This is a genomic window from Actinoplanes xinjiangensis, from assembly GCF_003148685.1.
Taxonomy (GTDB): Bacteria; Actinomycetota; Actinomycetes; order Mycobacteriales; family Micromonosporaceae; genus Actinoplanes; species Actinoplanes xinjiangensis.
Genome location: NZ_QGGR01000003.1, coordinates 132,096 through 154,397, shown reverse-complemented (window position 1 = coordinate 154,397; position 22,302 = coordinate 132,096). Strand labels below are relative to the sequence as shown.

Annotated in this window: 19 protein-coding genes; 12 read left to right on the top strand and 7 right to left on the bottom strand. The window is 71.0% G+C overall.

Annotated features, from left to right (window positions below; translation table 11 throughout):
* Positions 1 to 2 precede the first annotated feature (2 nt).
* A complete protein-coding gene (gene truB / locus BC793_RS07625; protein WP_109590688.1) occupies positions 3 to 890 on the top strand; it encodes a tRNA pseudouridine(55) synthase TruB in 888 nt (295 codons plus the stop codon).
* Here truB and BC793_RS07620 read toward each other — a convergent pair whose 3' ends face one another.
* Together BC793_RS07620 and BC793_RS07615 are read right to left on the bottom strand one after the other, a co-directional pair.
* Positions 891 to 1,283, bottom strand: coding sequence for a response regulator (locus BC793_RS07620; RefSeq protein ID WP_239169696.1), 393 nt, complete (start codon positions 1,281 to 1,283; stop codon positions 891 to 893).
* Positions 1,280 to 3,967 (bottom strand): ATP-binding response regulator, encoded by a 2,688-nt coding sequence (locus tag BC793_RS07615; protein WP_109590686.1) that lies wholly within the window; start codon positions 3,965 to 3,967, stop codon positions 1,280 to 1,282. The genes BC793_RS07620 and BC793_RS07615 overlap by 4 nt, the downstream gene beginning before the upstream one ends.
* Positions 3,968 to 4,069: 102 nt before the next feature.
* Between BC793_RS07615 and BC793_RS07610 the strand changes: the two genes are divergently transcribed.
* The 5 genes from BC793_RS07610 (at position 4,070) to dapB (ending at position 10,043) form a co-directional block, all read left to right on the top strand.
* Positions 4,070 to 5,002, top strand: a complete 933-nt coding sequence (locus BC793_RS07610; protein ID WP_109590684.1) for a bifunctional riboflavin kinase/FAD synthetase — start codon at positions 4,070 to 4,072, stop codon at positions 5,000 to 5,002.
* 114 nt (positions 5,003 to 5,116) lie between these two features.
* Entirely contained in the window at positions 5,117 to 5,386 is a 270-nt protein-coding gene (rpsO, locus tag BC793_RS07605; protein WP_092553700.1) for a 30S ribosomal protein S15, read from the top strand.
* Positions 5,387 to 5,574: 188 nt separating this feature from the next.
* Positions 5,575 to 7,887 carry a polyribonucleotide nucleotidyltransferase gene (locus BC793_RS07600; RefSeq protein ID WP_109590683.1) on the top strand — a complete coding sequence of 771 codons (2,313 nt, stop codon included), beginning with the start codon at positions 5,575 to 5,577 and terminating at the stop codon, positions 7,885 to 7,887.
* Complete coding sequence (locus BC793_RS07595) at positions 7,888 to 9,219, top strand: M16 family metallopeptidase (protein WP_109590681.1); 1,332 nt, start codon at positions 7,888 to 7,890, stop codon at positions 9,217 to 9,219. It begins immediately after the preceding gene.
* A 62-nt stretch (positions 9,220 to 9,281) separates the two neighbouring features.
* Positions 9,282 to 10,043, top strand: a complete 762-nt coding sequence (dapB, locus tag BC793_RS07590; protein WP_109590679.1) for a 4-hydroxy-tetrahydrodipicolinate reductase — start codon at positions 9,282 to 9,284, stop codon at positions 10,041 to 10,043.
* Here the strand turns inward: dapB and BC793_RS07585 are convergent.
* On the bottom strand, positions 10,040 to 10,621 hold the full coding sequence (locus BC793_RS07585) for a GNAT family N-acetyltransferase (protein WP_109590677.1): 582 nt from the start codon (positions 10,619 to 10,621) through the stop codon (positions 10,040 to 10,042). The two genes, dapB and BC793_RS07585, sit on opposite strands and share 4 nt — an antisense overlap.
* A gap of 39 nt (positions 10,622 to 10,660) precedes the next feature.
* Here BC793_RS07585 and BC793_RS07580 point away from each other — a divergent pair, with 39 nt between their 5' ends.
* The 5 genes from BC793_RS07580 (at position 10,661) to BC793_RS07560 (ending at position 16,828) form a co-directional block, all read left to right on the top strand.
* The gene (locus tag BC793_RS07580) at positions 10,661 to 11,884 is read left to right on the top strand and encodes a winged helix-turn-helix domain-containing protein (protein WP_109590675.1); all 1,224 of its coding nucleotides are present in this window, start codon (positions 10,661 to 10,663) and stop codon (positions 11,882 to 11,884) included.
* Positions 11,885 to 12,007: 123 nt separating this feature from the next.
* Positions 12,008 to 12,550: a DUF2752 domain-containing protein gene (locus tag BC793_RS07575; protein ID WP_109591447.1), complete on the top strand. Its 543-nt coding sequence runs from the start codon at positions 12,008 to 12,010 to the stop codon at positions 12,548 to 12,550.
* A gap of 26 nt (positions 12,551 to 12,576) precedes the next feature.
* On the top strand, positions 12,577 to 13,470 hold the full coding sequence (dapA, locus tag BC793_RS07570; RefSeq protein ID WP_109590673.1) for a 4-hydroxy-tetrahydrodipicolinate synthase: 894 nt from the start codon (positions 12,577 to 12,579) through the stop codon (positions 13,468 to 13,470).
* 13 nt (positions 13,471 to 13,483) lie between these two features.
* Positions 13,484 to 15,172, top strand: a complete 1,689-nt coding sequence (locus tag BC793_RS07565; protein ID WP_109590671.1) for a ribonuclease J — start codon at positions 13,484 to 13,486, stop codon at positions 15,170 to 15,172.
* A gap of 114 nt (positions 15,173 to 15,286) precedes the next feature.
* The gene (locus BC793_RS07560) at positions 15,287 to 16,828 is read left to right on the top strand and encodes a S1 family peptidase (RefSeq protein WP_109590669.1); all 1,542 of its coding nucleotides are present in this window, start codon (positions 15,287 to 15,289) and stop codon (positions 16,826 to 16,828) included.
* A 94-nt stretch (positions 16,829 to 16,922) separates the two neighbouring features.
* Here BC793_RS07560 and BC793_RS07555 read toward each other — a convergent pair whose 3' ends face one another.
* On the bottom strand, positions 16,923 to 17,348 hold the full coding sequence (locus BC793_RS07555; RefSeq protein ID WP_109590667.1) for a YbjN domain-containing protein: 426 nt from the start codon (positions 17,346 to 17,348) through the stop codon (positions 16,923 to 16,925).
* Between the two features lie 86 nt (positions 17,349 to 17,434).
* Here BC793_RS07555 and BC793_RS07550 point away from each other — a divergent pair, with 86 nt between their 5' ends.
* Positions 17,435 to 19,969: a DNA translocase FtsK gene (locus BC793_RS07550; protein ID WP_109590665.1), complete on the top strand. Its 2,535-nt coding sequence runs from the start codon at positions 17,435 to 17,437 to the stop codon at positions 19,967 to 19,969.
* On the opposite strand, the gene BC793_RS07545 is transcribed toward BC793_RS07550, so the two are convergent.
* Genes BC793_RS07545 through BC793_RS07535 form a run of 3 tightly spaced genes read right to left on the bottom strand, consistent with a single transcriptional unit; the run spans position 19,956 to position 22,298 of the window.
* Complete coding sequence (locus tag BC793_RS07545) at positions 19,956 to 20,417, bottom strand: DUF3291 domain-containing protein (protein WP_109590663.1); 462 nt, start codon at positions 20,415 to 20,417, stop codon at positions 19,956 to 19,958. The genes BC793_RS07550 and BC793_RS07545 overlap by 14 nt on opposite strands.
* Positions 20,418 to 20,448: 31 nt before the next feature.
* On the bottom strand, positions 20,449 to 21,108 hold the full coding sequence (locus tag BC793_RS07540; protein WP_109590661.1) for a helix-turn-helix transcriptional regulator: 660 nt from the start codon (positions 21,106 to 21,108) through the stop codon (positions 20,449 to 20,451).
* The gene (locus BC793_RS07535; protein ID WP_109590659.1) at positions 21,105 to 22,298 is read right to left on the bottom strand and encodes a glycosyltransferase 87 family protein; all 1,194 of its coding nucleotides are present in this window, start codon (positions 22,296 to 22,298) and stop codon (positions 21,105 to 21,107) included. Before BC793_RS07535 ends, BC793_RS07540 begins: the two co-directional genes overlap by 4 nt.
* Positions 22,299 to 22,302: the final 4 nt, after the last annotated feature.

Sequence of the window (22,302 nt, the reverse complement as noted above, 5' to 3'; positions counted from 1 at the left end):
GGGTGAACACGGACGGACTGATCGTGGTGGACAAACCGGCCGGGATGACGTCGCACGACGTCGTCGCCCGGATCCGGCGGCTGGCGAAGACCCGGCGGGTGGGGCACGGGGGGACGCTGGACCCGATGGCGACCGGTGTCCTGATCATCGGGGTCAACCGGGCCACCCGCCTGCTGACCTACGTGATCGGCGCGGAGAAGAGCTACGCCGCGACGATCCGGCTCGGGGAGTCGACGATCACCGACGACGCCGAGGGTGAGATGACCGCGACCGTCCCGGCCGGGCACGTCACCGACGAGGCGATCCGGGCCGGGCTGGCCGCGCAGGTCGGCGAGATCGACCAGGTGCCCAGCGCGGTCAGCGCCATCAAGATCAACGGGGAGCGGGCGTACAAACGGGTCCGCGAGGGCGAGACCGTGGAGATCCCGGCCCGCCGGATCACCGTCCACCGGCTCGACGTGCTCGACATCCGGCGGCCCGCGGACCGGGACGTGGTCGACGTGGACATCGACGTGACGTGCTCGTCGGGGACGTACATCCGGGCCATCGCCCGTGACCTCGGCACCGGCCTCGGCATCGGCGGCCATCTCACCGCACTGCGGCGCACCGCGGTCGGCGGGATGACCCTGGACGCCGCGTCCACCCTCGCCGAGCTGGAGGAACGCGCGCCCGACGTGATCGGCCTCCCGCTCACCGAGGCCGCCCGCCGCGCCTTCCCGCAGCGCATCGCCACCGAGGAGGAGACCCGGGTGCTCCGGCACGGCGGCCCGCTCCCGGCGGTCGGCATCGAGGGGCCGTACGCGGTCTTCGACCCGGCCGGTGAGGTGCTGGCGGTGGTCAGCGAACGCGACGGCCGGGCCCGCGCCGAGATCGTCCTGGCCCCCGCCTGATCAGCTCTCGCCCAGGTGGCGGGCGATCGTGGCGACCAGGTCGGCGGCGGCGTACGGCTTGTCGAGGAAGTCGTCGCAGCCCGCCTCCAGCGCCGCCTTCTGGTCCTGCGGCAGCACGCTGGCGGTGACCGCGACGACCGGCGGCCGTGGCTGCCCGGTCGCGGCGAGTTCCCGGGCCAGGTTGAGGCCGTTGCCGTCGGGCAGGTTGAGGTCGAGCAGGATGAGGTCGAACTCGGTGTCCGCCAGGCGTTCCCGGGCGGCGGCCAGGGTCGCGGCGTCGACCAGTTCGGCGTCCCGGACCGCGGCGACGGCGGCCCGGGCCAGGACCGCCTTGACCAGCATGCGGTTCAGTTCCTCGTCCTCGACGAGGAGGATGCGGTGCGGTGCCTTCACGGTTCGGTCCTCCGGGCGTCGGTGGGTGGGACTGCGCTGCGGAGCGTGACGGTGATCTCCGGGACCCGCGTCGTCCCGCGCCGCGCCGCCGGATGCGGGCCGGGCAGGACGGCGGGCCGCAGACCGAGCCGTGGGGGCAGGACCTCGGGACCGGCCAGCGCCTCGGCGACCGCCCCACCGGCCATCGCGGTGGCGATCAGCGGGGTCGTGTCGCCGGAGGCGAAGGCCGCCGCGCTCAGACCGAGCACCGGGGTGTGCCGGCCGGACGGGTCCTGCTCGATCGCCGCGAGCAGGCTGAACCCGTCCTCCTCGGGCGACTGCATGTCACAGACGATCAGGTCGAACTCGCCGGTGCGGCTGCGGGCCAGCCCGTCGCGGGCATCGGCGCAGGCCACCACGTCGGCACCGCCGGCCCGCAGCCCCTCGGCGATGGCGTGCCGGGCGTCGTCGTCGTGGTCGACCAGCAGCACGCGCGGCACGGGCCGGGCGGCGACCGCGTTGGTCAGGGCGCTGAGCAGCGCGGACTGCTCGACCGGTTTGACGAACCAGTCGTGCGCGCCGAGGGCGATCCCGGTCGGTGCCTCGTCCAGGATGCTGGCGAAGAAGACCGGGATGCCGGAGAGCAGATGGTCGGCCTTGAAGCGGCGCAGCACCTCCCAGCCGTCGATGCCGGGCAGCGTGACGTCCAGGACGACCGCGTCGGGCCGGTGCTCGCGGGCCAGTGCCAGGCCGCTCTCCCCGGTGCCGGCCACCTCCACCCGGTAGCCGGCGTTGCCCAGCTGGGTGCTCATCAGCTCGGCGGACTGCGGGTCGTCCTCGATGAGCAGCACGTATGGCCCGGTGCCCGGGTGGGCGGCGGAGGCGGCGATGGTCACGGCCGGCAGGTCGACGGTGAACTCGCTGCCGCGGCCCGGCTCCGACACCAGGCTGATCTCCCCGTCGTGGGCGGCGACCAGTCGCCGGGTCAGCGCCAGCCCGAGTCCGGTGCCGGAGTGCCGCCGCTCCGGATCGCCGGCCTGCTGGAACTCCTCGAAGACACGTTCCAGGTCCTCGGTGGCGATGCCGACGCCGGTGTCGGCCACCACGATCCGGACCCGGTCGCCGGCGGCACGGGCGCTGACCGTCACGTTGCCGCCGTCGGGCGTGAACTTGATCGCGTTGGAGAGCAGGTTCTCGACGATCTGGCGGAACCGCAGCCGGTCGGCGAGCGCGGTCACCGGGGCCAGGTCGGCGCGGACCGCGAGCCGCTTGCCGGTGAACAGCGGCGCCAGGCCGGTCAGCAGTTCCTCGATGGTGGTGTCCACCCGTACCGGGGCGAGCCGCAGCTCCATCCGCCCGGACTCGACCTTGGTCAGATCGAGGATGTCGTTGATCAGCCCGAGCAGGTGCCGGCCACTGCCGTGCACGTGGTCCACCCACTCGGCGGGCACCCGCCGGCGGTCACCCTCCGGCTCTTCGAGCCGCATCAGGTCACTGAAACCGATGATGGCGTTCAACGGGGTACGCAACTCGTGGCTCATGTTCGCCAGGAAGTCGCTCTTCGCCTGACTGGCCAGGGTCAGCGCGGCCACCGAGGCACTCAGTTCGGCCGTGATCGCCTGCCGCTCGGCCAGCAGCCCGGCCTGCCCGCCGAGGTCGGCGAGCAACCGCAGGTCGTCCTCGCTGAACAGGTTGCGGTGCCGGTTGAAGAGCAGCACCGCCCCCTCGACGTCGGGCGGCACCCGCATCCGCAGCACGCGGACGAAGTCGTCGGCCAGCCCGGTACCGAAGTGGCCGACCAGTCCGGCGCCCCCCTCGGCGTCGCGCAGCCGGACCGGGACGGGGTGGCGGGCCAGCCGGCTCAGGTCGGTGTCGATCGGGTCGCCGGTGGCCGGCAGCCCCGGGCCGGAATACGCGATCCGCCGGTACGCCCCGCCCGCCGAGTGCAGCAGGACGGCGACCGCGTCCGCCCCGGTCTGCACCCGCATGATCTCGGCGTAGGTCTGCCAGACCTGGTCGGGGGAGTCGGCGGGCGCCCGCAGCAGCTGCTCGGTGACGGTCTGCGCGGCGGCGGCCGAGAACGCCCGGCGCAGCCATCGCGGCGGCTGGAACGCGATCAGGTAGCCGAGCGCACTGATCAGGGCGAACACCACGCTGACCGGGCGCAGCGGGGATTCACCGCCGCGCACCCGCAGCAGGATGACGCAGCCGAAGACGAACGTCGCGCCGGCCGCGATCATGAGCCGGGCCCGGTTCGCGCCGGTCCGGGTCCGGGCCTCGCCGTAGAGCAGCGTCGCGGCGAGGACCTCGACGCCCAGGAAGTAGAGCACCGACAGGATCCGGACCCAGTCCGGCAGCGGCCGGGGCGCGAGCACGACGGCGATCAGGACCGCGACATAACCCAGCAGCGCCCCGGCGGTCAGGGCCCGCGGGACGGCCCGGAGCCGCCCGGCGAGACGGAGCGTGAGGTACGGCTGGGCGAGGATCGCGGCGGCGCTGACCGCGTCCACCCAGCGCGGTAGGGTGCCGTACCCCCGGCGGGCCATGTCGACGCAGAACACCAGCATGAACGGGGCGAACACCAGCGCGACGTCGCGGCGCAGCGGGTCCTGGCGGCGGAGCCGGGCGAGTAGCGCACGGAGGAAGAGCACCGCGAAGGTGACCTCCGCAGCGAGCAGTACGAGGCGACTCCACCCGTTGCTCATTTCACGATTTATGGTAGCGAGACGGGCGAAGTGGAGGGCTGATACCGGCAGCCTGAACGATCGATACGCTAGGGCCGGGCATTATCGGCGGAGGAGCGTTCGATGCAGCGATGGCGGGGATTCGAGGCGATCCCGTCCGGGTGGGGCCGGTCGGTCGTGACGATCGGTGTCTTCGACGGGGTGCACCGTGGCCACCAGGCGATCATCGGGCACGCCGTGAAGCGTGCCCGTGACTCCGGTCTGCAGTCGGTGGTGATGACCTTCGACCCGCACCCGGCCGAGGTGGTGCGCCCCGGCTCGCACCCGGCGGTGCTGACCGAGCCGGTGCGCAAGGCCGAGCTGATCGAGGCGCTCGGCGTGGACGCGCTGTGCGTGGTGCCGTTCACCCCGGCCTTCTCCCAGTTGACGCCGAGCGAGTTCGTGCACGACGTGCTGGTCGAGTCGCTGCACACCGCGGCCGTGGTGGTCGGCGACAACTTCCGGTTCGGGCACCGGGCGGCCGGTGACGTGGAGATGCTGGAGTCGCTCGGGCGCACGTTCGGCTTCACCGTCGAGGACGCCCCGCTGGTGGCCGAGGACGGGCTGGTGTTCTCCTCGACGTACATCCGCAGTTGTGTCGACGCCGGGGACGTGCGGGCCGCGGCCGCCGCGCTCGGCCGTCCGCACCGCCTCGCTGGTGTGGTGGTCCGCGGTGATCAGCGCGGCCGCGAGCTGGGTTATCCGACGGCCAACCTGATGACGCACCGCTATGCGGCGGTGCCGGCCGACGGTATCTATGCCGCCTGGCTGACCCGTGGCGGGGAGAACGGCGCACGATTGCCGGCCAGCGTTTCGATCGGCACCAATCCCACATTCTCCGGGCGGGAGCGCCGTGTGGAGGCGTACGTGCTGGATTTCGCCGGCGACCTGTATGGCGAGCGGGTGAGCCTCGATTTCGTCGCCCACCTGCGTGAGCAGCGTAAATACGACGCCATCGAACCGCTGATCGCCCAGATCGAGGCCGACGTCGCAGAGACCCGGGTGTTGCTCGGTTGACCCCCTGGTAGGGTTGAACGGTCGTTGGAATATCCGACACCGGTCCCGCCTACCTGCCCGACGCCGCGGGTCGCGGGGTAACCGTGAAATCGGCAACACAGAATTTCGGAGAACATGGCGCTCGATCAAGAGACCAAGAACAAGATCATGGGCGAGTACGCGACCAAGGACGGCGACACCGGTTCGCCCGAGGTTCAGGTCGCGATGCTGACCAAGCGGATCGCCGACCTGACCGAGCACCTCAAGCTGCACAAGCACGACCACCACAGCCGTCGTGGTCTGCTGCTGCTGGTCGGTCAGCGCCGCCGCCTGCTGAACTACGTTCAGAAGAAGGACATCGCGCGCTACCGGACGCTCATCGAGCGTCTCGGCCTGCGCCGCTAGTTTTGCCGGGGGAGCGGCTTCGGTCGCTCCCCTGATTTTCACCCCACGGACCCGCGCGGGTCGCAACCCGTCAGCACCGGTCCTCGGTAGTGGTTCCCAGGTGTCATCCCTGGGCACTTCGATCGAAGACCGGCTCACTGCACCGCGCTGTAGACCGCCGGGTCCACGACGAAGGAGTACCGCACTTCATGACAGAGCAGAACAACGCTCTCGGCAACGAATCCCGTACGGCCGTCATCGACAACGGTTCGTTCGGCACCCGCGAGATCGTGTTCCGGGTCGGCCGCCTCGCACAGCAGGCCGCCGGCTCCGTGATCGTCCAGCTGGGCGACACCACCGTCCTCTCCGCGACGACCGCCGGCAAGCAGCCGAAGGACCACTTCGACTTCTTCCCGCTGACCGTCGACGTCGAGGAGCGGATGTACGCCGCCGGTCGCATCCCCGGCTCGTTCTTCCGGCGTGAGGGCCGTCCGTCCGAGGACGCCATCCTCACCTGCCGCCTGATCGACCGGCCGCTGCGCCCGTCGTTCACCAAGGGCCTGCGCAACGAGGTCCAGGTCGTCGAGACGATCCTGGCGCTCGACCCGCAGCACCCGTACGACGTCGTCGCCATGAACGCGGCCTCGATGTCCACCAAGCTCTCCGGCCTGCCGTTCAGTGGCCCGGTCGGCTCGACCCGGGTCGCTCACGTCGAGGGCCAGTGGGTCGCCTTCCCGACCCTCGAGGAGCTCGAGCGGGCCACCTTCGACATGGTGGTGGCCGGCCGTGTCCTGGCCGACGGCGACGTCGCGATCATGATGGTCGAGGCCGAGGCCACCCCACACGCGATCAAGCTGATCTCGGCCGGTGCCGCCGCTCCGACCGAGGAGGTCGTGGCCAGCGGCCTGGAGGCCGCCAAGCCCGCGATCCGTGAGCTGTGCCGCGCGCAGAGCGAGCTGGCCGAGATCGCCGCCAAGCCGGTCGCCGAGTTCCCGGTCTTCCTGGACTACCAGGACGACGTCTACTCGGCCGTCTCGGAGGCCGTCCGCGAGGAGACCGCCGAGGCGCTGAAGATCGCCGGCAAGCAGGAGCGCGAGGAAGCCCTCGACCTGGTCAAGGCGAAGGCGCACGAGCTGCTCGACGAGCGGTTCGAGGGCCGGGAGAAGGAGATCAGCGCGGCGTTCCGCTCGGTCACCAAGTCCGAGGTGCGCCAGCGGGTCCTGCGCGAGCAGATCCGCATCGACGGCCGCGGTCCGCGTGACATCCGTGGCCTGAGCGCGATGGTCGGCGTGCTGCCGCGGGTGCACGGTTCGGCGCTGTTCGAGCGTGGCGAGACCCAGATCCTGGGCGTGACCACCCTCAACATGCTCCGCCTCGAGCAGTCGCTGGACACTCTCGCCCCCGAGAAGACCAAGCGCTACATGCACAACTACAACTTCCCGCCGTACTCGACCGGTGAGACCGGCCGGGTCGGTTCGCCGAAGCGCCGCGAGATCGGTCACGGCGCGCTCGCCGAGCGGGCGCTGGTGCCGGTGCTGCCGTCGCGTGAGGAGTTCCCCTACGCGATCCGGCAGGTCTCCGAGGCCCTCAGCTCGAACGGTTCGACGAGCATGGGCTCGGTCTGCGCCTCGACGCTGGCCCTGCTCTCCGCCGGTGTGCCGCTGAAGGCTCCGGTCGCCGGTATCGCGATGGGCCTGATCTCGGACGAGGTCGACGGCAAGACGTCGTACATCGCGCTGACCGACATCCTCGGCGCCGAGGACGCGTTCGGTGACATGGACTTCAAGGTCGCCGGTACGGCGGAGTTCGTCACCGCCCTCCAGCTGGACACCAAGCTCGACGGCATCCCGTCGGACGTGCTGGCCGGCGCGCTTCAGCAGGCGCACGAGGCCCGCGCCACGATCCTCGCGGTCATGACCGAGGCGATCGAGGGCCCGGCCGCGATGAGCGAGCACGCCCCGCGGGTCACCACCGTCAAGATCCCGGTCGACAAGATCGGCATGGTGATCGGCCCGAAGGGCCAGACCATCAACGCGATCCAGGACGAGACCGGCGCCGACATCTCCATCGAGGACGACGGCACGATCTACGTCGGTGCGACCAACGGCCCGGCCGCCGAGGCCGCCGTCGAGCGGATCAACGCGATCGCCAACCCGACCCTGCCGAAGATGGGTGACAAGTTCCTCGGCACCGTGGTGAAGACCGCCGCGTTCGGCGCCTTCATCTCGCTGCTGCCCGGCCGTGACGGTCTGCTGCACATCTCCAAGGTGGGCGACGGCAAGCGGGTCGACAAGGTCGAGGACTTCCTCAACGTCGGCGACAAGGTCGAGGTGTCCATCGCGGACATCGACGCCCGCGGCAAGATCTACCTGGACAAGGTCCGCCCCGAGGGCGAGGAGGCCCCCGCGGCCGCCGCGGCTCCCTCGGAGAACCGGCCGCCTCGCGAGGAGCGCGCTCCCCGTGAGGGCGGTGGCGAGCCCCGTCGTCGCCGGTCTCGCCCGGCCGGCGAGCGCCGCGACTAAGTGACAGCGAACGACGAGCGCGGGCCGGCCACCAGGCCGGCCCGCGTTTCTACCCGGACCCTGCAGGACGGTGTCAAGAAGACCGTCCTGCCCAGCGGCCTGCGGATCATCACCGAGGCGATCCCGACCACCCGCAGTGCGGCTCTCGGCATCTGGGTCGGCATCGGTTCCCGTGACGAGACCCCGTCGCTGCACGGCGCCTCGCACTTCCTGGAGCACCTGCTCTTCAAGGGCACCCACAAGCGCACCGCCCTGGACATTTCCTCGGAGATCGAGGCGGTCGGCGGCGAGACCAACGCCTTCACCACGAAGGAGTACACCTGCTACTACGCGCGGGTGCTCGACGCCGACCTGTCGCTCGCGGTGGACGTGCTGGTCGACGCGGTGGCCGATTCGATCCTCGACCCGGCGGACGTGGAGACCGAACGTGGCGTGATCCTCGAGGAGATCGCCATGCACGAGGACGAGCCCGGCGACGAGGTGCACGACGTCTTCGCCGAGGCGATCTACGGCGACCACCCGCTCGGCCGGCTGATCTCCGGCACTCCCGAGTCGATCACCCCGATGACCCGGGACCAGATCAACCGCTTCTACCGCCGCCGGTACACGGCTCCGGAGGTCGTCGTCGCGGCGGCCGGGAACCTCGACCACCAGACGGTGGTCCGGCTGGTGCGCAAGGCGCTGGCCGGCACCCCGCTGGACACCGGGCCGGCGGCACCGGCGGCACCGCGTCCCGGCGACCGGAGGGTACGGGTCCGCAAGGCCCACGACGTCGTCCTGCACCGCGACACCGAGCAGGCACACATCGTCCTGGGCGGTCCCGGGCTGGGCCGGCACGACCACCGCCGGTTCGCCATGGGCGTACTCAACAACGTGCTCGGCGGGGGCATGTCGAGCCGTCTCTTCCAGGAGATCCGGGAGAAGCGCGGCCTCGCCTACTCGGTCTACTCCTACGCCGGGCAGTACGCCGACAGCGGCCTGTTCGGTGTCTACGCCGGGTGCGCCCCGGCCAAGGCGCGGGAGGTGCTCGACCTGATCCGGATCGAGCTGGAGCGGGTCGCCGTCGACGGCATCACCGGTGAGGAACTGGCCCGGGGCAAGGGCATGACCAAGGGGTCGTACGTGCTGGGCCTGGAGGACACCGGGTCCCGGATGAGCCGGCTGGCCAAGTCGGAGCTGCTGCACGGTGACCTGATGGGGGTCGACGAGATGCTGACCCGGGTGGACGCCGTCACCTCCGCTGAGGTCCACGCGGTCGCCGCGGAGCTGCTGGCACAGCCGTTGTCGCTGGCCGTGGTGGGTCCCTTCGAGGCCGGCGAACTACCCGCGTAGCGCAGACCACCGCCCGGCCTCCGTGCGGTGGTCCGCCCCGGGCCGTACGTTAAGTTGACGGTGTGACTGAGCTGCCTGAATCCATTCGTGTCGGTGTTCTCGGCGCCCGGGGCCGGATGGGCCTCGAGGTGTGCAGGGCGGTCGACGCCGCCGAGGGCCTCGCCCTCGTGTCGATGATCGACCAGGGCGAGGAGCTGTTCCAGGCCTCCGACGCCGGCGCGCAGGTGCTCGTCGACTTCACCAACCCCGACGTGGTCATGGACAACCTGCACTGGGCGATCGAGCAGGGCATCCACGTGGTGGTCGGCACGTCCGGGTTCACCGAGCAGCGGCTGGCGACGGTGCGCGGCTGGCTGGCCGGCAAACCGGGCGTCGGCGTCCTGATCGCGCCCAACTTCGGGATCGGCGCGGTGCTGATGATGCAGTTCGCCGCCCGTGCCGCGCGTTACTTCGACTCGGTCGAGATCATCGAGCAGCACCACCCGCGCAAGCTGGACGCGCCGAGCGGCACCTCGATGCACACCGCCAAGGTGATCGCCGAGGCCCGGGCCGCGGCGAACTGCCCGCCGATGCCCGACGCCACCAAGGAGGAGCAGCTCGGCGCCCGCGGCACCGACATCGACGGGGTGCGGGTCCACTCGATCCGTGCCGCCGGTCTGGTGGCCCACCAGGAGGTGCTGTTCGGCACCACCGGCGAGACGCTGACCATCCGGCACGACTCGCTGGACCGGTCGTCGTTCATGCCGGGCGTGCTGCTCGCGGTCCGCAGCGTGCTCACCCGGCCGGGCCTGACCATCGGCCTGGACCCGCTGCTGGAGGGCTAGGCGCCCGCGGCGGGCTCGTCGGCGTTGATCGCGACGTGCAGGCGGAGCTGCGGCACCAGGAGGTCGTCGACGTCCAGGGCCCGGCCCGCCCCGTCCGGCTCCCACCCGGTCGACCCGAGGAATTTCCGCATCGCCTCGTCGGCCTCGTAGACCCAGGCCACCGCGGTGTGGAAACCGTCGTCGCGCCAGTTGTCGACCGCGGCCGCGAGCAGTCGGCTGCCGTGCCCGCGACGGCCCCAGCGGGGCTCGATGAGCAGGTCGGTGACGGCCGCGACGTCGTCCGGCAGCGGCTTCTCCTCGGGTGCCAGGGCCTGCTCGTCGGCCGGCCCGGAGGCGGCGAAGCCGACCACGTGCGCGGAGGTCTCGCTCTGCTCGACGGCGATCAGGACCCGGTGCCGGGCGGACGGCGGCGCGGTGATCGCCTCGGTCCAGCCCCGGGCGAGGTAGCCCTCGTCCAGGTTGTCCAGCACGTGCGGTGGGAACATCCGCCGGTACGCGGTACGCCATGTGGAGAGCTGGATGCGAGCGATCTCCGCGGCGTCCTCGGGACGGGCGGGACGGACGAAGCCGAGTGCCATGGCGGCAACTTTGTCATACCCGTCACCTAGTCTTCCCCGGTGGCCGTGTCCGAATCGCTCTCCGTCGCCCAGGCCCGCCGGATCACCCTGGCGGCACAGGGCTTCCTCGACCCCCGACCCGGTGGCGCCACCGACATGCGCCACCTGCGGCGGGTGCTGCGCCGACTGCACCTGATCCAGATGGATTCGGTCAACGTCCTGCAGCGGGCGCACTTCATGCCGCTCTACAGCCGCCTCGGGCCCTACGATCCGGGCCTGCTGGAGCGGGCCGCCTACCGCAGGCCCCGCGAGCTGTTCGAGTTCTGGGGCCACGAGGCGTCGCTCATCCGCACCGACCTCCAGCCGCTGTTCCGCTGGCGGATGGCCCGGGCGCACGAGTTCGCCTGGGGCAACATGCGCCGCATCGCCGAGGAGCAGCCACAGCTGGTGGCCTGGGTGCTCGACGAGGTGCGCGCCCGCGGCCCGATCACCGCCGCCGAGATCGAGCACGACGCCCCGCGTGCCAAGGAGCACTGGGGGTGGAACTGGTCGGTCGTCAAGCAGGCGCTGGAGTGGCTCTTCTACACCGGCCAGGTGACCGCCGCCGAGCGCACCACCTCGTTCGCCCGGCGCTACGACCTGCCCGGGCGGGTGCTGCCGCCGGCCGTGCTGGCCGCGCCCGACCCGTCGCCGGAGGAGGCGTTCCGCGCCCTGGTGGAGCTCTCCGCCCGGGCGCTCGGGGTGGCCGGCGAGGCGGAGCTGCGTGACTACTTCCGGCTCCCGGTGCAGCCCTGCCGGACGGCGATCGCCGAGCTGGCCGAGGCCGGGGTGCTGCGCCCGGTGACGGTCGCGGGGTGGAAGTCGGCCTGGCTGCATCACGAGGCGCGCCTGCCCCGCCGGGTGTCGGCGGCCACCCTGGTCAGCCCGTTCGATCCGCTGATCTGGGAGCGGGCCCGCACCGAGCGGCTGTTCGGGATGACCTACCGGATCGAGATCTACGTGCCGAAACCCCAGCGGCTGTATGGCTATTACGTGCTCCCGTTCCTGCTCGGCGACCGGTTCGCCGCCCGGGTCGATCTGAAGGCCGACCGGCGGACCGGGGAGTTGCAGATCCCGGCGGCCTGGCTGGAGCCGGGCGCCGACCCGGAGGAGACCGCCCCCGCGCTCGCGGCCGAGCTGTCGCGGCTGGCCGGCTGGCTGGGCCTGCACACGGTCACGCTGCCGGAACGCGGTGACTTCACCGCCCCGCTGGCGAGCGCGCTGCGGGCTGGCGCCGCCCGATGAGTGCCCCGGCGGCGGGCACTGCGGGATGAGTGCCCCGGCGGCGGGCGCACCGGGCCGAGGAGTGCCCCGGCGGCGGGCGCACGGCCCGAGGAGCGCGGGCGCCCCGGGTGTAGCGTGGCGGTCATGAGCGTTGCCGAGCTGCCCTCCTGGCTCGCCGACCAGCCGGTCCAGGGTCCCGCGGTCCCGCCCGAGTGGTTTCAGTATTACCAGCGGCCCGAGCCCGACCGGATCACCCGGCTCGTCAACCGGGTCGCGTCCCGCTCGCCGATCTGGCTGGCGCCGTTCGCGGTGCTGGCCTGCGCGGGCGCCGCGGTGGGCTACACGATGATCAGCGACCCGGCCACGGCCGAGGCCGGTGAGCCGCCGTCGTGCCTGCTCAAATATCTGACCGGCTTCGTCTGCCCGGGGTGCGGCGGGACCCGGGCCGCGTGGTTCCTGCTGCACGGCGATCTGCCCGCGGCGGCCCGCCACCACCTGCTGTTCGTCTTCGTCGTGCCGTTCCTGATCTATCTCTATGTGGCCTGGGCCGGCCGCAAGGTGTTCCGGTGGAAGCTGCCGGAGCTCTCGATCAGTCCGGCCGTCATGATCACATTCATGTCGGTGTGGGGCGTGTGGAGTATTCTGCGTAACCTCCCATGGGCGCCGTTCACCGCTTTCTACGTCTGACCGGGGCGTCCGATAGGTTGTCAGGTATGACGCACGACCCGCGGCCCTTCGGTCGGCTGCTGACCGCCATGGTGACTCCGTTCACCCCGGACGGTTCCCTGGACACCGACGGTGCGGCCCGGCTCGCCGCCCACCTCGTCGACGAGCAGCGCAACGACGCTCTCGTGATCAGCGGCACCACCGGTGAGTCCCCCACCACCACCGACGCGGAGAAGGAGCAACTGCTCCGCGCCGTGATCGAGGCGGTCGGGGACAGGGCACAGGTTCTGGCGGGTGTGGGCACCAACAACACCGCCCACACCATCGAGCTGGCGCACACCGCGGAGAAGGCGGGGGCGCACGGGCTGCTGGTCGTCACGCCGTACTACAGCAAGCCGCCGCAGGCGGGCGTGGAGCGGCACTTCCGCACGGTCGCCGACGCCACCGGCCTGCCGATCATGGTCTATGACATCCCGCACCGGGCCGGCACGGCGATCACCACCGAGACCATGGTGCGGATCGCCGAGCACGAGCGGATCGTCGCGGTCAAGGACGCCAAGGGCGACCTGGTCGCCAGCTCGCACGTGCTGGCCCGTACCGATCTGGCCTACTACTCCGGGGACGACGCGGCCACCCTGCCGCTGCTCGCGATCGGTGGGGTCGGCCTGGTGGGCACCTCGACGCATTTCACCGGTGCACTCGCCAAAGAGATGATCGAGGCGTGGGAGCGGGGCGACGCGGCGGCCGCGCTGACCCTGCACCGTAAGGCTCTACCCCTGTTCACCGGCATCTTCCGGACACAGGGGGTCATGCTGGTCAAGGCCGGCCTGGGGGCGCTCGGGCTGCCTGCCGGGCAGGTCCGCTCGCCACTGGTCGACGCGACCGGTGAGGAATTGCATCAATTGCGCCAGGACGCCGCCGCGGCCGGCATCGTGCTCTGACAGGAAGAGGCGAATGACTAACGCTCACGTGGAGCTGGGTCCGCCGCCGCCGCTGCCGGAGGGCGCCCTGCGCGTCATCCCGCTCGGTGGGCTCGGCGCCATCGGCCGCAACATGACGGTCTTCGAGTACGACGGAAAACTACTTGTCGTCGACTGCGGGGTGCTCTTCCCCGACGTCGAGCAGCCCGGCGTCGACCTGATCCTGCCCGACTTCGCGCCGATCCTGGACCGGCTGGAGGACGTTCAGGCGATCGTGCTGACCCACGGTCATGAGGATCACATCGGTGCGGTGCCGTACCTGCTGGCCCACAAGCCGGACATCCCGCTGGTCGGTTCCGAGTTCACGCTCGCGCTGGTCGAGGCGAAACTGGCGGAGCGCAGGCTCGACCCGTACACCTTGACCGTCCGCGAGGGCGGTGTGGAGCGGCTCGGCCCGTTCGAGTGCGAGTTCTTCGCCGTGAACCACTCGATCCCGGACGCGCTGGCGGTCGCCGTGCGTACCCCCGCGGGTCTGGTCCTGCACACCGGTGACTTCAAGATGGACCAGGTGCCGCTGGACGGCCGGATCACCGACCTGGCCGGGTTCGCCCGGCTCGGTGCCGAGGGCGTCGACCTGCTGCTGTCCGACTCGACGAACGCCGAGGTCCCCGGGTTCGTCACACCGGAGCGCGACATCGGCCCGGTGCTCAGCTCGATCTTCGGCAAGGCCCGCGGCCGGATCATCGTGGCCAGCTTCGCCTCGCACGTGCACCGCGTGCAGCAGGTGATGGACGCCGCCTGGGAGTTCGACCGGAAGGTCGCACTGATCGGCCGGTCCATGGTCCGCAACATGGGCATCGCCCGTGACCTGGGCCTGCTGCGTATTCCGGACGGTCTGCTGGTCGGCCTGGACGAGGCCACCCACCTGCCGCCGGACGAGATCGTCTTCATGTCCACCGGGTCGCAGGGCGAGCCGATGAGTGCGCTCGGGCGGATGTCGACCGGCGACCACCGGCACATCACCATCGCCTCCGGTGACACCGTCGTGCTGGCCAGTTCGCTGGTGCCGGGCAACGAGACCTCGGTCTACCGGGTGATCAACCAGCTGTCCCGGGCCGGTGCCACGGTCATCCACAAGGAGACGGCGAAGGTGCACGTCTCCGGGCACGCCCCCGCCGGCGAGCTGCGCTATCTGCTCAACGTGACCCGGCCGAGCAACCTGATGCCGGTGCACGGCGAGTGGCGGCATCTGCGGGCGCACGCCCAGCTCGGCATCGAGACCGGGGTGGCCCCGGACCGGGTGGTGCTCTGTGAGGACGGTGACGTCGTCGACCTGGTCGAGGGTCACGCCCGCGTGGTCGGCCGGGTGAAGAGCCGGTATGTCTACGTGGACGGTCTCGCGGTCGGCGACGTCAGCGAGTCGCTGCTCACCGAACGCCGGATCCTCGGCGACGGCGGGTTCATCGCGGCCACGGTGGTCATCGACTCGGTGACCGGAAAGGTGGTCGGTGAGCCGGTCATCTCGGCGAAGGGTTTCTCCGAGGACCCGGAGGCGTTCAACCCGGTCGTCCCGCTGTTGACCGCGGCCCTGCACCGCTCGGCCGAGGACGGCATCACCGATCCTCACCAGCTGCAACAGGTGGTGCGGCGGACGGTGGGCCGCTGGGTGAACGACGCCTATCGGCGGCGGCCGATGATCGTCCCGACGGTCGTCGAAGTCTGAGATTCCTATGAATCCATAAGGATCACGCGTCCGTTTCAACCATCTTGGGTCGAGCTGCGTACTCCCTGGCACGGTGCCGCCCCCACGGCACCCGTGGCGGAGGGAGTTCTCCAGATGCAGCGCAGTGCGATCGCCGTAGGGGCGGTTGTGGCGGTGGCGGGTGCGGCGGCTGTCGCCTTCACCCTTCCATCGCTGGCCGGAACCGAAGAGACCAACGGGTCGAAGGCCGCGAGCAGCACTCCGGGGGGACTGTCCCCGGAGCTGCTCTCGGCCATGAAGCGTGACCTCGGTCTCAACAGTGAACAGGCGGCCAACCGGCTGGCCCGCTCGGAATGGGCGGGCGGCGTCTCGGCGACCCTGGCCGCGCAGACCGGCGAGGACTTCGGTGGTGCCTGGCTCGCGTCCGACGGCACCACGCTCAAGGTCGCGGTGACCGACTCCGACGCGGCGTCGGCGGTGAAGGCCGCCGGTGCCGTACCGGTGCTGGTCAAGCGGAGCGAAGCCGAGCTGGACGCCTTGAAGACCAGGCTGGACACGGCCGCGGCGAAGGCCGAGGGCCTGACCGGCTGGTATGTCGACGTGCCCACCAACAAGGTGGTCGTGGTCGCCCGGCCCGGAGAGAAGGCCGGTGCACTCGCCGTCGCCCGGCGGGCCGGCCTCTCCACCGATGCGGTGACCGTGAAGATCAGCGACGCGCAACCGAAGCCGCTGTTCGACGTGCGCGGCGCGGACCCGTACTTCATCAACGTCGGTGGCGGCCAGGCCCGCTGCTCGGTCGGCTTCTCGGTGACGACCGGTTTCGTCACGGCCGGTCACTGCGGCGCGGAGGGGACCGCGACCACCGGGTTCAACAACGAGGCGCAGGGCACCGTCGAGTTCTCGGTCTTCCCGGGTACCGCCGACATGGGCTTCGTCGCGGTGAACGACGACTGGACCCCGCGTCCGGTGGTCAACGACTTCGAGGGCAACGAGCTGCCGGTGGCCGGCAACACCGAGGCCCCGGTCGGCGCGGCGATCTGCCGTTCCGGCTCGACGACCGGCACGTTCTGCGGCACGGTCCTGGCCAAGAACCAGACGGTCCAGTACCCGGAGGGCCAGGTCACCGGCCTGACCCGTACCGACGTCTGCGCCGAGGGCGGTGACTCCGGCGGCCCGTGGCTCTCCGGTGACCAGGCCCAGGGTGTGACCTCGGGCGGTTCCGGCGACTGCACGGCCGGTGGCGAGACGTTCTTCCAGCCGCTCAACGAGATCCTGGCGGCCGAGAACCTGACGCTGGTCACCACCGAGGGCGGGGGTGGCGCCGAGGCGACCACGCCGCCGGCGGAGGAGGGTGCGGAGACGTCGTCGTGTGACGCTCTCCCGGTCCAGCGCGACGGCACGATCAACCGGGCCGGTCAGGCGCAGGCGCAGCCGAACGGCGGGGCCTACCGGGCCCGCGCCGGTGCGCACACCGCCTGCCTGGACGCCCCGGAGGGCGCCGACTTCGACCTGGTTCTCCAGCAGGCGAACAGCCGTGGCCAGTTCCGTAACGTGGCGCAGGCCACCGGCACCGGCGACAAGACGCTGTCCTTCAGCGGTCAGTCCGGCACCTACCGCTACGTCGTCGTGGCCACCTCCGGCACCGGCGCGTACAGCCTGGGCTTCAACGTCCAGTAACGGCAGACCGGGGACGGTCCGGGCGGGGAAGCCGCCCGGACCGGTCCCGCCGCCGGGCCCGGAGGCCCGAACCCGGCGACCAGGATCGGGGTTCTCACGCGGTGCGTGAGGGCCCCGATTTCAGTTCGCCGAGCGCCTCGCCGAGCCGGCAGCCGGTCGCCACGCCGCAGAGGATCACCTGGTCGATCTGCTCGAGGGTGGCGCCGTGCTCCCAGTCGGTCGTCACCTCGCCCACCACGATGGCCTGTCCGTCGTCGGTGACCTGCACGTAGGCTTTCGGCCACAGCTGGTCCCGGTTCCACGTGTTGCAGAACTCGTAGAGCTTCGGCACGGCCTCGACCGAGAACACGTGCTGCATCATGGCTCGTACCTGGAGGATCTCCTGCCGCTGGCCGAGGCGGAAGAAGTAGATGAGATTGCCCTGGAAGTTGCCGGCGATATCGCCGTCGGCATCGACGAAGTATGCGAAGCCGCGCTTGTCCAGGGCGGCCTTGATCAAGTCGTTGCTGAGAGGCTGCACCTTACGATGGTAAATGCCGGGAAAGTGAAACGCAGTCGCGGTGCGCCTTCTCGGCGGATCGGCCCAGCACCGCTACGGTGACATCCATGGCGGGCCGAACTCCTCCGGCGGGCCGGAGCCGCGCCGCGTCCACGACTCGGGGCGCGGCGGTCAACCGCGCCCGGCAACCGGCAGCACGTAAGGCGACCGGTAAGACCACCGGCAAGGCGGCCGCACGCAAACCGGCCGCCCGGAGACCCGCTGTCCGCAAATCACCGCCCGCCGTCGGCCCCGGCATCACTCGCGGCCTCGGCAGTCTCTGGCTCGGTGTGGCCGGCGGCGTCGGCTGGCTGGCCCGGGGCGCCGGCCGGCAGGCGGCCAGCGCCCGGTCGATCGGACCCGAGCACCGGCGTGACGGTGCCGGCCTGTTGCTGCTCGGCGTCGCCATCCTGAGCGCGGTGGCGGTCTGGGCGGGCAGCGCCGGACCGGTCGGCCTCTGGGTCGCCGACATGGTGCGCCTGTTCCTCGGCAGCCTGGCGGTGCTCCTGCCGCTGCTGCTCTTCTACGGCTCGATCCGGTTGATGCGCCAGCCGGTCGACCCGGAGCACCGCGGGCGCACGCTGGTCGGCTGGACGGCGATCATCGTGGCCACCGCGGCGCTGCTGCACATCTCCGGCCCGCGGTCCGACAACCCCACCGTCGACCAGGCGGGCGGTCTGCTGGGATTCGGGATCGGCGGCCTGCTCGAACGTGCGGTGACCGACTGGGTGGCCGTACCCCTGCTGCTGCTGCTCTTCGCCTTCGGTCTGCTGGTGGTCACCGCGACGCCGATCGCCAGGATCCCGGAGCGTGTCGCGCTCCTGCTCGACCTGGTCTCCGGCCGTTCCGGCCGGCACACGGAGCGTCCGATTCCGGAGCCCGACGTGGATGTGGACCTGGACGAGATCCTGGAGGAGGAGCCCGCGAAGCCGCGGCGCCCGGCCCGGCGGCGGCAGGCGTCACAGGCCGAGGTCGTGCCGCCGGCCGGCGAAGCGCCGGACGACTTCGACGAAGAGATCATCCTGCACGACACGGTGGCCCTGCCGAAGCTGCCGAAGACCCGTAAGAAGCCGCCGCCCGAGCACTCGCCGATGCCGCCCACCCGGGCCGAGCAGCTGGAGATCTCGGCGGTCAAGGGCGACTACCGCCTGCCGCCGTCGAGCATTCTCGCCGTCGGCGCGCCGGCGAAGGCCCGCAGCCGCGCCAACGACGAGATCATGGCCGCGCTCACCGGCGTGTTCGAGCAGTTCAACGTGGACGCCGTCGTCACCGGCTTCACCCGTGGCCCGACCGTCACCCGCTACGAGGTGGAGATCGGCCCGGGCACCAAGGTGGAGCGGATCACCCAGCTCTCCCGCAACATCGCCTACGCGGTGAAGTCGCCGGACGTGCGGATCCTCAGCCCGATCCCGGGCAAGAGCGCGGTCGGCGTGGAGATCCCGAACACCGACCCGGAGAACGTGTCGCTCGGCGACGTGCTGCGCTCCCGGGCGGCGGCCTCCGACCACCACCCGATGGTGGTGGCGCTCGGCAAGGACATCGAGGGCGGCTTCGTGGTGGCGAACCTGGCCAAGATGCCGCACATCCTGATCGCCGGCGCGACCGGTGCCGGCAAGAGCTCCTGCCTCAACTCGCTGCTGGTGTCGATCCTGACCAGATCGACCCCGGATGAGGTACGGCTGCTCCTGGTCGACCCCAAGCGGGTGGAGATGACCGCCTACGAGGGCATCCCGCACCTGGTCACACCGATCATCACGAACCCGAAGAAGGCCGCGGACGCCCTGGAGTGGGTGGTCCGCGAGATGGACATGCGCTACGACGACCTCGCCGCCAACGGGGTCCGGCACATCGACGACTTCAACCGCAAGGTCCGCAGTGGCGAGATCACCGCGCCGCCGGGCGTCGAGCGGGAGATGAAGCCGTACCCGTACCTGCTGGTGATCATCGACGAGCTGGCCGACCTGATGATGGTCGCGCCGCGCGACGTGGAGGACTCGGTCGTCCGGATCACCCAGTTGGCCCGTGCCGCCGGCATCCACCTGGTGCTGGCCACCCAGCGCCCGTCGGTCGACGTGGTCACCGGCCTGATCAAGGCGAACGTGCCGTCCCGGCTGGCCTTCGCCACGTCCTCGCTGGCCGACTCCCGGGTCATCCTGGATCAGCCGGGCGCGGAGAAGCTGCTCGGCCGGGGCGACGGCCTCTTCCTGCCGATGGGTGCCTCCAAGCCGACCCGCATCCAGGGTGCCTGGGTCGACGAGTCGGAGATCGCGGCGGTCGTCAAGTTCTGCAAGGATCAGCGCGAACCGGAGTTCCGCGAGGACGTCACCGAGGTCCCGCAGAGCAAGAAGAAGGACATCGACGAGGAGATCGGCGACGACCTGGCGCTGCTCATCCAGGCGATCGAGCTGGTGGTGACCAGCCAGTTCGGCTCGACCTCGATGCTTCAGCGCAAGCTGCGGGTGGGTTTCGCGAAGGCGGGCCGCCTGATGGACCTGATGGAGACCCGCGGCATCGTCGGGCCGTCCGAGGGCTCGAAGGCCCGCGACGTGCTGATCAAGCCGGACGAGCTGGAGGAGTCGCTGGCGGCCCTCAGGGTCGACTGAGCACGGGCGCGGGGAACGGCTGCCGGAACGTGAACGCGCGCGGTCCGGGGCCCTCCGCACCGAGCAGCGCCAGACGCTGGAGACCGTCCCGCAGGGTCGGGATGCGGCCGGCCTCCACCCACCACAGGACCATCGCGGACTCGCCCGGGACGAACCACTCCCGGCGGCGGCGCAGGTAGTCGAGGTGGGTGGAGTGGTAGACGTATCCCCGCAGCGCCTCCAGGGACTCCCAGACCGACATCGTGGCGATCATCTCGGGTGGTGCGGGGGCGATCCCGAGCGCTTCCAGGTCGACGTCCTCCTCCTTGAGCCGCCAGATGAAGCCGGGGGAGCGGTCGGCCAGTTCGTTCATCAGGTCGACGCCGGCGGTGAACTCGGCGACCAGGGGATCCCCCTCCGGGGCGCGGAGCTTGGCAACGTTCATCTGGGCCAGGTGGAAGTCCGTCATGCGGTCACTTCATCAGCCCGTACAACTAAAGTCAATCGGTTTTGTTTTTAGAGACCGTCACGCAGCAGCGGCCCGGCGCCGGGTCCATCCGGGCGCACCATTGCCCGGCCAGCCCGGCACCCTCCAGCAGGCCGGTGAGCATCGCCAGATTCATGCCGCAGATGAGCGGCGGGAACTGCTCGGCCACCCGGTGATAGGGGCAGTTCCGCAGCTCGATCCGCCCGTCCTCGCGAGAGGCCGGTTCATACCCGTGGCCGGTCAACAGTGCTGTGACGTCCGGCTCCGGCCCCGCCTGCCGGCCGTGCTCCTGCGCCACCCGGTAGAGGGTCTCCTCCGCGCCGGTGCGCTCCAGCGCCTCGGCCAGCAACTCGGCGGCACTGCGGTAGGCGCGCGGCGGCACGCTCACCGCGTGCTCCGCCGCGGACAGCCGGTACAGCTTGGCGGGACGACCGGCGCCCGGCCCGCTCCGGCCCGACCTGCGGGCGTACGAGACCTCGAGCAGCCCGGCGTCCACCAGCTTGTCGAGATGGAACGCGGCCAGGGTGCGGCCCACCCCGAGCGCCTCGGCCACCTCGTCCCGGCCGGCCGGCTCCGGCGCGGCATCGGCCACCGCCCGGTACGCCGCCCGCCGGACCTTGTCGGCGAGGGCGGTCACGGCGTCGAGATCGTCCAGATGGTCGGGTGTCGTCACTCCGCCATCGTATTGCCAACCACCTTTGGTGCTAGAGGTGTGATCTCCCGCTCGCGCAGGACGTCCCTGATCAACGTGTGGCCGACCGCGATCAGCGCGGCCATCATCAGCGCCGCCAGCACCTGCAGGTCCAGCTGCTGCCCGGTCTGGCCGAACAGGAAGTAGGTGTAGGCGCCCAGCGAGGCCGCCTGCACCAGCAACGGCACGAACCACAGCCGCGGCACGTAGAACACCAGGGCCACGGTCAGCACGTCGGCCAGGTAGAAGTACCGCTCGTGCATCCCGGGCAGGCCGAACGGGATCAGGATCGCGAACAGCGCCGCCAGCGTCACCACCCGGGTCTCGTCCAGCCGGACCCGGCGGGCGATCACCACCAGGAAGATGCCGAGCACCAGCGCCGCGGTCAGGAGGTAACCCAGCTGCCGGGCCGTGTCCAGCCGCCGGGTGCCCTCCAGGAAGGCGAAGATCGACGGCGCCCGGTCGGTCAGCTCGTCGATGATCCGGGCCTGCCGGTCCAGGCTGTAGATGGTGAACAGCTCACCCGGCGAACGCCCGAGCAGCAGCGCCGGCAGGCTGAGCACCAGCCAGACCCCCGGCACCGCCAGCAGCGTCCGGGCCCGCAGCCGCCCGGCCAGCACGAGCAGCGCGACCAGCGCGAAGATGAAGATCCCGTGCGGTTTGAAGGCCAGCGACAGCGTGCAGAGCACCACACCCCACCAGCCGCGACCGCGGGCCAGCATCCAGACGCCGCCGACCGCGAACGACGCCCAGATCGAATCGATCTGCCCCCAGACCGACGCGTTGATCACGACGGTGGGCAGCAGGATCACGATGAACGCCGCGGCGATCCCGGCCCGGCGACCGCGGCGCATCTCCACCAGCCGGAACGTGAAGAAGGCCAGCAGCAGGTCGAAGACCGCGTAGACCAACTTGATCCCGATCAGGAGCGGGACCGGCAGCACCGACGCGAACCAGAGCAGATACATGTACGGCGCGTTGTAGTTACCGATCGCCTCGCCCAGCCCCCGCCAGCCGCCGGCCTGCTCCAGCTGGTCGTGCCACTTGAAGAAGATCTGCATGTCGCGGGTCATCTCCGACCGGCCCACATACCGCGCCGCGAAGGCCGCCGCCAGCAGGCACACGATCAGAAAAAGCTCCGCGCGCCGCTGTGGATCACGAAGAGTGGACATGGGG

Coding starts and splice junctions, on each gene's coding strand:
- BC793_RS07615 (WP_109590686.1), bottom strand. CDS start 3,967: ATGAGCAACGGGTGGAGTCGCCTCGTACTGCTCGCTGCGGAGGTCACC.
- BC793_RS07610 (WP_109590684.1), top strand. CDS start 4,070: ATGCAGCGATGGCGGGGATTCGAGGCGATCCCGTCCGGGTGGGGCCGG.
- rpsO (WP_092553700.1), top strand. CDS start 5,117: ATGGCGCTCGATCAAGAGACCAAGAACAAGATCATGGGCGAGTACGCG.
- BC793_RS07600 (WP_109590683.1), top strand. CDS start 5,575: ATGACAGAGCAGAACAACGCTCTCGGCAACGAATCCCGTACGGCCGTC.
- BC793_RS07585 (WP_109590677.1), bottom strand. CDS start 10,621: ATGGCACTCGGCTTCGTCCGTCCCGCCCGTCCCGAGGACGCCGCGGAG.
- BC793_RS07575 (WP_109591447.1), top strand. CDS start 12,008: ATGAGCGTTGCCGAGCTGCCCTCCTGGCTCGCCGACCAGCCGGTCCAG.
- dapA (WP_109590673.1), top strand. CDS start 12,577: ATGACGCACGACCCGCGGCCCTTCGGTCGGCTGCTGACCGCCATGGTG.
- BC793_RS07565 (WP_109590671.1), top strand. CDS start 13,484: ATGACTAACGCTCACGTGGAGCTGGGTCCGCCGCCGCCGCTGCCGGAG.
- BC793_RS07560 (WP_109590669.1), top strand. CDS start 15,287: ATGCAGCGCAGTGCGATCGCCGTAGGGGCGGTTGTGGCGGTGGCGGGT.
- BC793_RS07550 (WP_109590665.1), top strand. CDS start 17,435: ATGGCGGGCCGAACTCCTCCGGCGGGCCGGAGCCGCGCCGCGTCCACG.
- BC793_RS07545 (WP_109590663.1), bottom strand. CDS start 20,417: ATGACGGACTTCCACCTGGCCCAGATGAACGTTGCCAAGCTCCGCGCC.
- BC793_RS07535 (WP_109590659.1), bottom strand. CDS start 22,298: ATGTCCACTCTTCGTGATCCACAGCGGCGCGCGGAGCTTTTTCTGATC.